At 67.6% G+C, this 13,682-nt stretch carries 11 protein-coding genes; 5 read left to right on the top strand and 6 right to left on the bottom strand.

What is annotated here, in order from left to right; genetic code table 11:
- Nucleotides 1-245 precede the first annotated feature (245 nt).
- The 3 genes from LYSCAS_RS13910 to LYSCAS_RS13900 are packed head-to-tail and all read left to right on the top strand — an operon-like array spanning nucleotide 246 to nucleotide 4,656.
- Nucleotides 246-3,749, top strand: a complete 3,504-nt coding sequence (locus tag LYSCAS_RS13910) for a cytochrome c peroxidase (protein WP_213434651.1) — start codon at nucleotides 246-248, stop codon at nucleotides 3,747-3,749.
- On the top strand, nucleotides 3,746-4,318 hold the full coding sequence (locus tag LYSCAS_RS13905) for a hypothetical protein (RefSeq protein WP_213434650.1): 573 nt from the start codon (nucleotides 3,746-3,748) through the stop codon (nucleotides 4,316-4,318). The genes LYSCAS_RS13910 and LYSCAS_RS13905 overlap by 4 nt, the downstream gene beginning before the upstream one ends.
- Before the next feature lie 32 nt (nucleotides 4,319-4,350).
- Complete coding sequence (locus LYSCAS_RS13900) at nucleotides 4,351-4,656, top strand: antibiotic biosynthesis monooxygenase family protein (protein ID WP_213434649.1); 306 nt, start codon at nucleotides 4,351-4,353, stop codon at nucleotides 4,654-4,656.
- 273 nt (nucleotides 4,657-4,929) lie between these two features.
- Here LYSCAS_RS13900 and LYSCAS_RS13895 read toward each other — a convergent pair whose 3' ends face one another.
- Nucleotides 4,930-5,934 (bottom strand): LysR family transcriptional regulator, encoded by a 1,005-nt coding sequence (locus tag LYSCAS_RS13895; RefSeq protein ID WP_213434648.1) that lies wholly within the window; start codon nucleotides 5,932-5,934, stop codon nucleotides 4,930-4,932.
- A gap of 166 nt (nucleotides 5,935-6,100) precedes the next feature.
- On the opposite strand from LYSCAS_RS13895, the gene LYSCAS_RS13890 reads away from it, so the two are divergent.
- Nucleotides 6,101-6,682: an FMN-dependent NADH-azoreductase gene (locus tag LYSCAS_RS13890; RefSeq protein WP_213434647.1), complete on the top strand. Its 582-nt coding sequence runs from the start codon at nucleotides 6,101-6,103 to the stop codon at nucleotides 6,680-6,682.
- 138 nt (nucleotides 6,683-6,820) lie between these two features.
- Here LYSCAS_RS13890 and serS read toward each other — a convergent pair whose 3' ends face one another.
- Complete coding sequence (gene serS / locus LYSCAS_RS13885; RefSeq protein WP_213434646.1) at nucleotides 6,821-8,110, bottom strand: serine--tRNA ligase; 1,290 nt, start codon at nucleotides 8,108-8,110, stop codon at nucleotides 6,821-6,823.
- Between the two features lie 161 nt (nucleotides 8,111-8,271).
- On the opposite strand from serS, the gene LYSCAS_RS13880 reads away from it, so the two are divergent.
- Nucleotides 8,272-8,838, top strand: coding sequence for an energy transducer TonB (locus LYSCAS_RS13880; protein ID WP_213434645.1), 567 nt, complete (start codon nucleotides 8,272-8,274; stop codon nucleotides 8,836-8,838).
- A gap of 62 nt (nucleotides 8,839-8,900) precedes the next feature.
- Here the strand turns inward: LYSCAS_RS13880 and aroA are convergent, their stop codons facing one another.
- From aroA to serC, 4 genes are read right to left on the bottom strand one after another with little or no spacing between them, the layout of a single operon-like run.
- Nucleotides 8,901-10,220, bottom strand: a complete 1,320-nt coding sequence (gene aroA, locus LYSCAS_RS13875) for a 3-phosphoshikimate 1-carboxyvinyltransferase (RefSeq protein WP_213434644.1) — start codon at nucleotides 10,218-10,220, stop codon at nucleotides 8,901-8,903.
- A complete protein-coding gene (gene hisC, locus LYSCAS_RS13870) occupies nucleotides 10,217-11,332 on the bottom strand; it encodes a histidinol-phosphate transaminase (RefSeq protein WP_213434643.1) in 1,116 nt (371 codons plus the stop codon). The genes aroA and hisC overlap by 4 nt, the downstream gene beginning before the upstream one ends.
- Nucleotides 11,329-12,492, bottom strand: coding sequence for a prephenate dehydratase (gene pheA / locus LYSCAS_RS13865; RefSeq protein WP_213434642.1), 1,164 nt, complete (start codon nucleotides 12,490-12,492; stop codon nucleotides 11,329-11,331). Before pheA ends, hisC begins: the two co-directional genes overlap by 4 nt.
- A complete protein-coding gene (gene serC, locus LYSCAS_RS13860; protein ID WP_213434641.1) occupies nucleotides 12,485-13,570 on the bottom strand; it encodes a 3-phosphoserine/phosphohydroxythreonine transaminase in 1,086 nt (361 codons plus the stop codon). Before serC ends, pheA begins: the two co-directional genes overlap by 8 nt.
- Nucleotides 13,571-13,682 lie beyond the last annotated feature (112 nt).

Below are 13,682 nucleotides of genomic sequence, written 5' to 3'. Positions count from 1 at the left end.
GGTGGCGTCGAATCGAAACGCTAGCAGCGGGCGCGAACGGCCGTCGTCACGCGCCGATCACGTGCATTTTTCGCGGATGCGCGCAGCATTCCCGGCACGTGCACGCGCACTGCACGTTATTGAATGCGCGATCGAAAAACACACGGGAATTCGTGCGTTTTTTGTCCGCGCGACACTCACGCGCACGTTGCAATGATCGAGGAGAGAAAGCTTCGTCGGCAGCGAAGCTACAGGGTGGCTCGGCAATGAACGCACGTCTCATGCTGTTGTTCGCAGGTGGCCTGGCCGCCGGCGGGGTGATTGCCGCCGCAGGCGAAGTCATCACCACGCCCGCCGAGTCGACGACCGTTCCCGCCGATTTCCGCTTCCGTCCCGAAGTGCCCTTCCAGTCGTTGAAGGAAGTGCCGACGTGGAGCGAACTCGAACGCATGCTCGACAACCCTTACGCGACGACGACGTGCCCCAACGATGCGTCGGGCCAGGCCGCGCTCGGCAACGCACAGGGATTCGCGGCGCGCTGCACCACGATCGTGCGCCGGCGCGCGTACCTGCCACCGGGCTGCACCTACGATCCGTCGACCGGCCTGCCGCCGTGCAACGACGCGCTGCTGCCGCGCTTCACCGTGCAGCCGTTGAACTACAACGCGCTCACCGGCGAACAGTTCCGCCTGCTCAATCCCGCGTTCGCGGGCGTCGCGAATTTCGCAGGGCGCGGTGCGATCTCCGCCGGCAGCACGCGCATCCGCCCGGGCGATGCACCCGCGATCGACTACAACAGCCCGCTCGTGTCCGACGGCAGCGATCCGGGCGAGCCCGCCAACTACTCCGGCGCAGCGGTGTGCGGCAACGACACCTTGAGCGGCTGGGTGGAAACGCGACCGCAATGCGTCGGCAACACCGGGCGCCTGTTCGATCCGACGCCGCTCGCCAACGCGCAGCCGCGCGGCATCGTGCTGGCGCTACGCAAGCCGAGCATCGGCCAGAACTACCTGGTGAATTCCGACGCCGCCCTCGCCGGCCGCGCGCAGGCGCTGCGCCCGTCGAACCCGAATGACTACATCCAGGACCGCGACATGGCCACGGCGCTGGGCAAGGCGCTGTTCTGGGACATGCAGCTGGGCAGCGATGGCGTGCAGTCGTGCGGCTCGTGCCATTTCTCCGCCGGCGCCGACACACGCATCCGCAACCAGCTCAACCCGAACGTGCTCGGCGGCGACACCGACCTCGAACTGTTCCGCAACCGCCACCTCACCACGCCGGAGAACGCAACCGACCAGGACGTCAACCGCGACATCGCCGCGAGCGACTTCCCCACGCATCGCCTCGCCAACGAAGGCATCCCCGGCGAACCGCTGCTCAATCCCACCAACGTCACGCGCGACACCAACGACGTGCTCGCCTCGATGGGCGTGCGCCTGCGCCGCTTCGACAACATCCGTACGCCCGGTACGGCCGCGTTCGGCACCGCCGACAACGGCGTGCGACCGCTCCTGCCCGACCTCGGCACGGTGATCACCGATCCGATCGCGCTGTACGCGGGCAAGCGCCGCGTCGAACCGCGCAACACACCGACGATGATCAACGCGGCGTTCTACTACGACAATTTCTGGGACGGCCGCGGCCGCCACGATTTCAACGGCGGCAGCGTGTTCGGTGCGTCCGATCCGCAGGGCCACGTGTACGTCAACAACGGCGGCACGCTGGTGCGCACGCGGCAGTTGATCCGCTTCTCGAGCATCGCCTCGCAGATCGTCGGGCCCGCGCTGTCGAATTTCGAAATGTCGTTCCAGGGCCGCAGCTGGCCCAAGATCGGCAAGAAGCTGCTGCAGGGCACCGGCACCGCGACCAATCCGAACGTCACGCCGCTCGCCGGGCAACTGGTCGCGACGACCGACAGCGTGCTCGGCCCGTTCTCCAACCAGGGCGGCTCGCGTTGCATCGCGCTCGGGCGGCCCACGGCGGCCAATCGTCCGGGCCTGTGCCTGACGTACAAGGAAATGATCCAGCAAGCGTTCTTCCCGACGCTGTGGCAGAACACCACCAACCATCTCGACGGCGTCGCCGCGGTGTGCACCAGCGCGACCAACGGCGTGGTGACGCCCGCCGGCTGCGATCCGTTCGATGGATTCGTGCTGAACATCGGCGCGGGCCCGCCGACGACGAGCCGCTCCAGCTTCAACCAGATGGAAGCGAACCTGTCGTTGTTCGCGGGCCTGGGCATGCAGGCGTACGTGGAGATCCTGATCTCCGACGACACGCCGTTCGACCGCTTCCTCGACCGCAATCCGCAAGCGATGCGCGGCTTCAACGGCACGCTGCCGTTGTGCACGGCGACCACGCCGGTCAATCGCCAGCCCTGCCTCACCGAAACGCAGGGCTTCACGCGCGCGATCGTCGCCGGGCAACCGGATCGGCTGTTCGGCATGGATCTGTTCTATGGCACCAACCTCACGGGTCGCAATCCGAACTTCCGTGCCGCACGTTGCGGCAGTTGCCACGCCGGTGGGCTGATGTCCGCCAATGCGGTGGATCTCGTCGGGCGCCTGACGCAAGAGGACTTCAACCGCGAGTTCAGCACGCCGGGCACCAAGCTCCCGGTCAAGCCGATCGGCAAGCCGCGCCTGGCGTCGGGCTTCGCGCTCGAAGCGCTGGTCAACGACAACTCGGTGGGCGCGATCCGGCGCGACCTGTTCGATGCGGCGCGCGCGGATGCGCAGGGCAACTCGCGGCCGGAAGGCGCGTCGTTCTTCGACGCGGGCATGTACAACATCGGCGTGCGTCCGATCGCGGAGGATTCGATCCGCGGCGGCAACGACGGATGGGGCTGGCCGCTCGCGCTGGCGAGCCTGATGCTGAAGAACGTCGGCGGCACCGCGATGATCCCGGGCGGCACGCTGGCCGCGTTCGATCCCGATGGCGATCCGTCGTGCGCACCCAATTGCACCACCGGCAACCTGTTCCCGCGCACCGCCCAGGATCCGCGCATCAACCCGGGCTTCCGCGCCGTGCCGATCACGCCGCGCCTGCCGCCGACGCTGGCGCCGTGGGCGAGCAACGTCAACGTGGGCACCACGCACCCACAGGTCGGCGAAATCGCCGGCGGCTTGAACACGCGCACCAGCGTGCCGATCCAGGACGGCTATCTCGATGTGCTCGGTCCGTTCAATCCTAGCGCCCGCCTCAACCAGCAATTCAACAACGGCGATGGGCCGCTGATGGGCACCGCGCCGCAGATCAACCGCGTCGCGCGCACGGGCGGTGCGAAGGTACCGGGCCTGCGCAACGTCGAACTCACCGGGCCCTACTTCCACAACGGCGGCAAGCTCACGCTGCGCCAGGTCGTGAACTTCTATGCGCACGGCGGCGACTTCCCCGTCACCAACGCCGCGCACAAGGACTTCAACGTGGTGGACCTGGACCACGACAACCAGCTCGTCATGACGTCCGCGGATCGCATCGCGGTGACGGCGTTCCTGCTCACGCTCACCGACGAACGCGTCGCGCGCGAACAGGCGCCGTTCGATCGCCCCGAGCTGATCATCCCGGTCGACGGGCGCGCGCCGGACAACACGGTCGGCCGGCAGAACATGCTCTCGCAGACCACGGCCGTCAGCGCGTGCGGCACTGCGATCTGCTTCCGTCGGCTCACCGCGGTGGGTGCGGCGGGCCATGCGACGCGATTGCCGGCGTTCCTCAACGTCGCCAACGTCGTCACCGCGGGCGACAACAACGATCACTTCGACCAGTGAACACCCGCACGACGGCGCTGCTGGTCGGCATCGCGGTGATTGCAGCGCTCGGATTGACGACGGTGCAGCGCGAGCGCGCGCATGCAGCGACGGCGAGTGCGCGGGCGGTGATGGCGGGGACGGCTGCCGCGGGCAGCGACGCCGACGTCCAGACTGAAGCGCAACGCACGACGCCAGGCGTGATCGCCGGCGTGCCGAAGTCGCGCATGGTCGTGGCCTATCGCCTGGACCCGAGCGTCACCAGCGGGCTGTTCATGGGCGATCGCTGGGTGACACCCGAGCGTTATGCGTTCGCGCAGGAAGGGACCAAGTTCGTCGTGCAGGCGAAGATGCAGGCGATCGACGATGAAGGCAGTGATCCGCTGGACCTCAGCGGCAACTGGGCGTCGCGCGATCCGGAGATGGTGGCGCTGACGCGCGAGGCCGATGGGGTGGTGACGATCGAGGTCCGCAAGCCGGGGCGCACGGAACTGGTGGCGAGCGCGGGCGGACAGACGCGGACGCTGCAGGTGACGGCGAAGCAGACGCCGGATTCGATGCAGGTAGCGATCGTGCAGCCGGCGCGCTAAGTTTCGCGCGATTCCCCTACGAGTCTTCCGTCATGATCGTTCGCATGTGGCATGGGCGTGTGCTTGCTTCGCAGGCGGATGCGTACCTGGCGTTCCTGGAGGCGCGGGCGATTGCCGACTATCGCAGCGTGCCGGGCAACGTTGGGGTGCAGTTGTTGCGGCGCGAGGATGGGGATGTGACGCACTTCATTACGTTGACGCATTGGGCGTCGATGGAGGCGATCGCGGCGTTTGCGGGGGAGGATGTGGAGCGGGCGAAGTATTACGAGGAGGATGCGGCGTTCTTGCTCGAGTACGAGACGAAGGTCGTGCATTACGAGGTGGCTGCGTCGGGTTGACGCTCGTCATTCCCGCGAAGGCGGGGATCCGGCTCTTCGCTCAGCATCACTGCAAAAGCCCGCTAGAGGTGAAGTCCGCGTCGCCCGAACCCGCGGCGTGGTAAGAATTTCTCGCCGACGTGGCGGCGAAAATTCTCACCCCACCACGGGCTGGGGCATCACCATTCGAGCCTTTTCGATCAAGGGGCCGACCTTGATTCGAGGTCGCTGGCGTGCGTGTGACGCACGCGCAACCCAATCATTGCTTTCGCGGCAAGCAAGAGCAGCGCGTCGTTAGCGTGCGGGGGCGACGATGGGGGGCGCGGGTTTGCGGCGTTCTTTTCCGTTGCCGTTGGCCTTGTCTGCGGGGGCGCAGTTGCGGCAGTGGAGGCTGGATTCTTCGATCAACGCGGGCATGCGTTCGGCGAGGTAGTCGATCATGGCGCGCACGGCGGGGAGCAGGCCGCGGCGCGAGGCGAAGACGAGGTGGGCGATGCCTTGCGGGAGGCGCCATGCGGGGAGGACGACTTCGAGTTCGCCGGCGCGGATGGCTTCGGCGCACAGGGTTTCCGGCAGCATGGTGATGCCCATGCCCTGGCGTGCGAGGGCCATGAGCATCGGGAAGTCGAAGCCGGAGAGGCGCGGCTTCAACTCGATGCGGCGCGATTCGCCGCTGGCGTCCTGCAGTTCCCAGCGCTGACGCGCCTCGTCTTCGTTCATGCTGAGCGTGACGTGGTCTTTCAGTTCTTCGGGGGCGGTCGGGCGGCCGGCGCGATCGAGGTACGCGGGGCTGGCGACCAGCAGTTCCTGGATCTGGCCGAAGGTGCGCAGCACCAGGCTGCCGTCGTCGTCGAGTTTGTTGCGCACGCGGATGGCGAGGTCGAAGCCTTCGTTGATCACGTCCACGCGGCGGTTGCTCACGTGCAGTTGCACGCGCACCTGCGGGTACTTGGCCAGGAACTCGGGCATCAGCTGCGGCACCATTTGCTGCGCGATGCTCACGGGCAGGCTCAGGCGGATCACGCCGCGCGGTTCGGAGCTCAGGCGATCCACGACTTCGCGCGCGGCCTTCGCTTCTTCCAGCATCGATTGCGCATGCCGGTGCACGGCGTTGCCGACGTCGGTGACGGCGAAGCGGCGCGTCGAACGCTGCAGCAGGCGCACGCCGAGTTCGTTCTCCAGCGCGCTGATGCGGCGCGAGAGGCGCGACTTCGGGATGCCGAGCGCGCGTTCGGCCGCGGCGAAACCGCCGTTGTCGACGACGGCGGAGAAGTAATAGAGATCGTTGAGGTCCTGCATGGCGCTCCCTTTAACCGTGAAAGGCGGTCCGTATGGCTGAGCTTGGACAGCCATCATCCTACAATTGCAACAATACGTGATGCTAGGCCGCCTTTATTCCATGGATGCAACGGCCTACCTTACGTCCCAACGCAGCAACCCCGCTGCCTTGCATCGAGGCACCGCCATGAAGCTCCTCCATCTCGACTCCAGCGCCCTGGGCGCGAACTCCGTCACCCGCGAGCTGAGCGCGGCGATTGTCGCGCGTTGGCAGGATGCTGTCCCGGGTCTGACGGTCGATTATCGCGATCTCGACAACAATCCCCTCCCCCACCTCACCGGCGAGGTCCTCACCGGCGCCGACGTGGCCGCCAAGGCCGACGGCGACGCGACGATGGACCAGTTCCTCGCCAGCGACGTCATCGTGATCGGGGCGCCCATGTACAACTTCGGTATCCCGTCGACGCTGAAGGCCTGGATCGACCGCGTGGCGGTGGCCGGCAAGACGTTCCGCTACACCGAGAACGGGCCCGAAGGCCTGGCCGGTGGCAAGACGCTGGTGATCGCCAGCGGTCGCGGCGGCATGTACGGCGACACGAGCCCGGCGGATTTCCAGGAAGCCTACCTGCGTCAGGTGTTCGGATTCCTGGGCGTCACCGACATCACCTTCGTGCGTGCCGAAGGCGTGGCGTATTCGCCGCAGCATCGCGAGGATGCGTTGAAGGCAGCACATGCGGCCATTCCGGTGCCGTTGCGCGAAGCTGCGTAAAGGCCGGGACCGGGGACCAGGGACGAGGGACCAGGAACGTCAAACGCAAAAAGCCGCGCAGCGATGCGCGGCTTTCTGTTTTTCCCCGGTCCCTGGTCCCTGGTCCCCGGTCCCTGGTCCCCGGTCCCCGGTCCCGATTCACGAAATCTGTTCAACCCCCCCCATGTACGGCCGCAACACGTCCGGCACCGTGATGCTGCCGTCCGCGTTCTGGTTGTTCTCCATCACCGCGATCAACGCGCGGCCCACGGCGACGCCCGAACCATTCAACGTATGCACCGGCTCCGGCTTGCCGGTCGACGGATTGCGCCAGCGGGCCTGCATGCGGCGGGCCTGGAAGGCTTCGCAGTTGGAGCAGCTGGAGATCTCGCGATACGTGTCCTGCGACGGCAGCCAGACTTCGAGGTCGTAGGTCTTCGTGGCGCCGAAGCCCATGTCGCCGGTGCACAGCAGCACGCGGCGGTACGGCAGGCCGAGTTTTTCGAGCACGACTTCAGCGCAGCGCGTCATGCGGTCGTGTTCGGCGTACGACTCGTCGGGGCGCGCGATCGACACCAGTTCCACCTTCTCGAACTGGTGCTGGCGGATCATGCCGCGCGTGTCGCGGCCATGGCTGCCGGCTTCGGCGCGGAAGCACATCGAATGCGCGGTCATGCGCATCGGCAGCTGGTTGTCGTCCACGATCACGTCGCGGACGATGTTGGTCAGCGGCACTTCGGACGTCGGGATGAGGTAACGCCGGCCGCCTTCGTCGCCGTGCACTTGCGTCGCGAACAGATCGTCTTCGAACTTCGGCAGCTGGCCGGTGCCGCGCATGCTTTCGGCATTGACCATCAGCGGCACGTTGGTTTCTTCGTAGCCGTGGTCGTTGGTGTGCAGGTCGAGCATGAACTGCGCGAGCGCGCGATGCAGGCGCGCCAGGCCGCCGCGCAGGATCGTGAAACGCGCGCCGCTGAGCTTGGCGGCGGTATCGCCGTCCAGCCAGCCATGGCGCGCGCCGAGCTCCACGTGATCCTTCACCGCGAAATCGAACACGCGCGGCTTGCCCCAGCGGTGGATCTCGACGTTGTGCGCTTCGTCGGCGCCCAGCGGGACGTCGGCGTGCGGCAGGTTGGGGATACCGAGCGCGAGGATTTCGAGCTCGCCGCGGAGGCGTTCGAGTTCGATCTCCGAGGCCTTGAGCTCGTCGCCGAAGCTGGCGACTTCGGCCATCAGCGGCGCGACGTCCTCGCCCTTCGCCTTCGCCATGCCGATCGCCTTGCTGCGCGTGTTGCGCAGGTTCTGCAATTCCTGGGTGCGGACCTGCAGGCGCTTGCGCTCGGCCTCCAGCTGTTCGATGTGCGCGACCGGCAGGTCGAAGCCGCGGGTGGCCTTGAGGCGGTCGGCGACGTCGGCGGGATGGCTGCGCAGGAGGGCGGGGTCGAGCATGGGGAGGTCGGGGGCGTTTCGGTATGGGGGCTGAATTATGGCCTGTGGATCGCGCGCGCGCTGACGGGACGCCAATCCCGTGCGTGACAGAATCCAGCGGTCCCGCGACATCCCCCGGCGAGGTCCCCATGTCCCCTGCTGTAAAATCCGTGCTTCCTTCGATGCGCGGCACGCTCCTGATCCTCGGCGCGCTGGCCCTGGGCCTGGTGGTGTTCCTCGTCGTGTGGATGAACGCGCGCGGCGAACACGTGGCCACCGCGCCCGTGGCGCCGACGAGCCAGGAGCCGGGATTCGCACCGTTGCCCGCGCCGATGCAGGGCGATGCGGCGGGCGCGAGCGGGATGGAAGAACCGGATGAAAACGCGTCGGCAGACCGGCCGCGCGTGATCGAAGCGCCACGCCCGGTCGCCCCGGTGGCGCCGCGGCCCGTGCCGCCGCCGACGATGGCCTCCGCTGCACCGGCGACGATGCCGGTGCCGGTGTCCTCGCCCTCGCCGCGCTATCCGCAGCGCGCGATGCGGCGGAATGAAACGGGCACGGTGCGGCTCGCGGTGGACGTCGGGCCGGATGGCGTGCCGTCGGATGTGCGCGTGGAGAGCAGCAGCCTGTCGCGCGACCTGGACAAGGCCGCGGTGGATGCGGTGCGCCGGTGGCGGTTCAAGCCGGCGATGCGGGGTGGGCAGGCGGTGGCGGAGACGATTGTCGTGCCGGTGGAGTTCAAGCTTTAAGGATCGACGCGATCTGGGCGTCCCCTCCCGGCCTCCCCGCGGAGCGGGGAGGAGACAAGCGGTTATGCGGCGCGGAGGTTGAAACCGGACTTGCGCGCCAGCGAATCGAACGCCGGGAACGACGTCGCCACATTCGCCACATCCGCGATCCGCACTTCGTCCTCCGCCAACTGGCCCGCGATCGCGAACGCCATGGCCACGCGATGATCGCCCTGCGAGGCCAGGCTGCCGCCGCGCAGCGTGCCGCCATGGATCGTCGCGCCATCGGCGGCTTCTTCGATTTCGATGCCCAGTGCGCGCAAGCCTGCGGCCATCGTGGCGATGCGATCGGATTCCTTGACGCGCAACTCGGCGGCGCCACGCACCACCGTCGCGCCTTTCGCGCATGCGGCCGCGACGAACAACGCGGGGAACTCGTCGATCATGTCCGGCACTGCGTCGCGCGGAATTTCGATGCCATGCAACGGGGCGTGGCGCACGCGCAGGTCGGCGAGCGCTTCACCGCCCTCCTCGCCTGCATCGGTTTCCTCGATCTGCGCGCCCATCTCGCGCAACACGCGCAGCAACCCGGTGCGCCGCGGGTTCATGCCGACGCGACGCAAGGTGACGTCCGATTCCGGGATCAGGCTCGCAGCCACGAGGAAGAACGCCGCCGACGAGAAATCCGCCGGCACCGACACATGCGCCGCCGTCAACCGATGCCCTCCCGGCAGGCGCACCAGGCCCGGCGAGAATTCCACCGGCCAGCCGAACGCCTGCAGCATCCGCTCGGTGTAGTCGCGCGTGGGATGCGGCTCCTGCACGCGCGTTTCGCCCTTCGCGTACAGGCCCGCCAGCAGCACCGCAGACTTCACCTGCGCGCTCGCGATCTCCGAGCTGTATACGATGCCCTGCAGTTCCTGGCCGCCGGTGATGCGCAGCGGCGGGAAACCATCGTGCGCGGCGATCTTCGCGCCCATGCGCGACAGCGGATCCAGCACGCGCCGCATCGGCCGCCGCGTCAGCGACGAATCGCCGATCAGCACGCTGTCGAACGCCTGCGCGGCGAACAAGCCCGCCAGCAAGCGCATGCCCGTCCCCGCGTTGCCGCAATCCAGCGGCGAATGCGGTGCGCTCAAACCATCCAGGCCCACGCCATGCACGATGCGCGTGCGCGAGGCCGGCACTTCGATCTTCACGCCGAGCCGTTCGAAGATCGCCGCGGTCGCGCGCGTGTCTTCGCCTTCGAGGAACCCATCGATCTGCGACGTGCCATCGGCCAGCGCCGCCAGCATGATCGCGCGGTGCGAGACGGACTTGTCGCCCGGCACGTCCAGCACGCCGTGCAACGGCGTCCCGCGTGCGGCGATCCAGTCCTGTTGCAGCGGGTCCTTCGCGTTCATCGCATCTCATCCAGGGCGGCGAGGAGCCGCCGGTTTTCGTCGCGATCGCCCACCGTGATGCGCAGGCACTGCGGCAGACCATACCCGCCCATGGGGCGCAGCACGAGGCCACGTTCGAGCAGGCCGGCTTCGAACATCGGCGTGTCGGCGCCGAATTCGACCAGCAGGAAATTGGTCATCGACGGATGCACGAACCACCCGCGCGACGACAACGCCTCGCTGAGCTTCGCACGCTCCTCGGCGTTGCGCGCGAGTGCCCAGCGCATGTGCGCGTCGTCGGCCAGCGCGGCTTCCGCCGCCGCCAGGCCCACCAGGTTCACGTTGAAGCTTTCACGCACGCGCTCCATCACCGCGACCCAGCCGGGATGCGCGACCGCATACCCCACGCGCAAGCCCGCCAGCGCATGCGCCTTGCTGAAGGTGCGCGTGACCACGAGGTTGGGATGCGAAGGAAGCAGCGACAACGCGGTCGCGCCATCGTCGACGAATTCCGCGTACGCCTCGTCGACCACGACGATCACCGTGTCGGGCACGCGCGCCAGGAACGCGGCGAGCGCGTCGATGGCGAACCATGTGCCCGTCGGATTGTTGGGATTGGCGAGATACACCACGCGCGTGCGCGGCGTGATCGCGTCGGCCAATGCGTCGAGGTCATGTCCGCGCGGCATCGCATGCGATCGCGGCAATGCCGGCGCGCGCACGAGCGTCGCACCCGCGGCTTGCGCCGCCAACGCATACACCGCGAAGCCGAACTCCGACGCCACGATCTCATCGCCCGCACCCGCGAACACCTGCCCCACCTGCATCAGCAATTCATGCGAGCCGTTGCCAAGCAGGAGTTGCGGGACTTCGACGCCGAGTTTCGCGGCCAGGGCGCGTTTCAAGTCGCCGCCCAGCGGATCGGGATACCGATGCAGCGAGTGCAAACAATCCAGCACCGCATCGCGGGCGGCCGCCGATGGGCCCCAGGGATTTTCATTCGACCCGAGTTCGATCAACCCCGGCCCCACGCGCCGCCGCCACGCCACGAGATCGTGGCCGGGATCGTAGGCGCGCAATCCACGAATGCCGGGCTGCGCCAGCGCTTCGAAACCCACACCGTCTGAAGTCATGGCACGGCCACCGGATACGACCCCAGCACGGTGACGTTCTCGGCAAAGTCTTCCAGGTCCGCCAGCGCATCGCGCAACGGCGACTCTTCCACGTGCCCGCCCGCATCGATGAAGAACGCGTACTGCCACAGCCCGGTATGCGCGGGCCGCGACTCGATGCGGTTCATGCTGATGCCGCGACGCGCCAGCGGTTCCAGCACCTTGAACAGCGCGCCCGGCTGGTCGCGCACGAACACCATGATCGACGTGCGGTCATGTCCGGACGGCGGGAACAGCGCCCGCCCGATCACCAGGAACCGCGTCGTGTTGTCCGGGCGATCCTCGATCGGCCCCGCCACCACTTTCAATCCGTACACGTGCCCCGCGTTCTCGCCGGCGATCGCCGCCGAGTCATCCGCGTTGCGCGCACGCCGCGCCGCTTCCGCATTGCTGGCCACCGCATGCTTCTCCGCCTGCGGCAGGTGCTGCCGCAACCACCCGCGGCACTGCGCGAGCGACAACCCGTGCGAATACACGCGTTCGATGTCTTCGATATGCCCCGTGCGCGACAGCAAGTATTGATGGACGCGCAATTCCACTTCGCCGCAAATCTTCAGCGGCGAGGTGATGAACATGTCGAGCGTCGACTGGATGGTGCCCTGCCCCGAGTTCTCCACCGGCACCACGCCGAAATCGGCGTGCCCCGCGGCGACCTCGTCGAACACTTCCTCCACGCTCGCCAGCGGCAGCCCTTTCGCCGAATGGCCGAAGTGCTTGTGCACCGCCTGCTGCGAGAACGTGCCTTCCGGCCCGAGGTAACCGACTTTCAGCGGTTCCTGCTGCGCCAGGCACGCGGACATGATTTCGCGGAACAGCCGCACCAGCACGTCGTCGGCCAGCGGGCCTTCGTTGCGGTCCACCACGCGGCGCAGTACCTGCGCTTCGCGTTCGGGCCGGTAGTAATCCACCGCGGCGGCGAGCTTGCCCTTCGCCTTGCCGACCTGCCGCGCCCACAGGGCGCGTTCGGCGATCAGGGATTGGATCTCGCGATCGATGCCATCGATCTGCGCGCGCACCGCCGCAAGATCCGGTTGCGCGCCCAGCGACTCCGGCACCGCCGCAGCCACGCGTTTGGTGCGCGGCGCGGGTTTCGCCTTCGACGGCGGTTTCGCCTTAGCCATGGCGCCGCATGAAGTCCCGCATGAAATCGGCCAGCGCCTGCACGCCCGCCTCGGGCATCGCGTTGTAGATCGACGCGCGCATGCCGCCGATCACGCGGTGGCCCTTGAGCGCGATCAAGCCGGCGTCCTTGGCTTCGGACAGGAAGGGTTTGTCGAGCGCTTCATCCTTGAGGAAGAACGGCACGTTCATGCGCGACCGGACGGCCGGGTCGACTTCGTTGCGATAGAAGCCGCCGCTCTCGTCGATCGCCGAATACAGCAGCGCCGACTTGCGCGCGTTGCGCTGCGCGAACTCGGCCACGCCGCCTTCGTCCAGCATCCACTGCACGGTGAGGCCGAGCATGTACCAGTTCCAGGTGGGCGGCGTGTTGAGCATCGACTCGCCCTTGAGCTGCGAGCGGTAGTCGAAGATGTCGGCGCGCGGCTGGCCGGCGCGTTCCAGCAGGTCGCGGCGGACGATGGTGACGCTGATGCCGACCGGCCCCAGGTTCTTCTGCGCGCCGGCGTAGATCACGCCGAACTTGCCGATGTCCAACGGTTCGCTGGCGATCGAGGAGCTGAAGTCCGCGACCAGCGGCACGTCGCCGACGTCCGGGATCTCGCGGAACTCGACGCCGTGGATGGTTTCGTTGGCGGTGATGTGCACGTACGCCGCATCGGCGGCGAACTGCCAGGTGCTGCGCGCGGGAATGTTGCGATAGCCGTCGGCCTCGCTGCTGGCCGCGACATGCGTGGCCACGTACGGCCCGGCCTGCTTCAGCGCCGTCTTGCCCCAGTGCCCGGTCACGACGTAATCGGCCGGCTGGCCCGGCTGCGCGAAGTTGAGCGGGATCAGCGCCTGCTGCGTGGTGGCGCCGCCCTGGGTGAACAGGACCGCGTAGTCGTCGGGGATGGAGAGCAGCGCGCGCAACGCGCGCTCGGCGCTGGTGGCGACTTCGAGGAACTCCGGCCCGCGATGGCTGATCTCGACGATCGACGCACCCGCGTCGCGCCACTCCAGCATTTCCGACTGCGCCTGGCGCAACACCGGTTCGGGAAGGGTCGCCGGACCGGCGCTGAAGTTGTAGGCGCGGGACATGTCGGCGAAAGCTCCTGAATGGTGGCGGGCCAGTATGCAACAGGAGAATTGGAGTGGAAGCACTCTTCGCATCCGCTGGATGCTTTCGCACGTAACCTTCCGGTGCCCTCGG

The organism is Noviluteimonas caseinilytica (assembly GCF_018406605.1).
Taxonomy (GTDB): Bacteria; Pseudomonadota; Gammaproteobacteria; order Xanthomonadales; family Xanthomonadaceae; genus Noviluteimonas; species Noviluteimonas caseinilytica.
The sequence above is the reverse complement of the archived record's forward strand: the minus strand, read 5'-3'. Positions and strand labels throughout refer to the sequence as shown.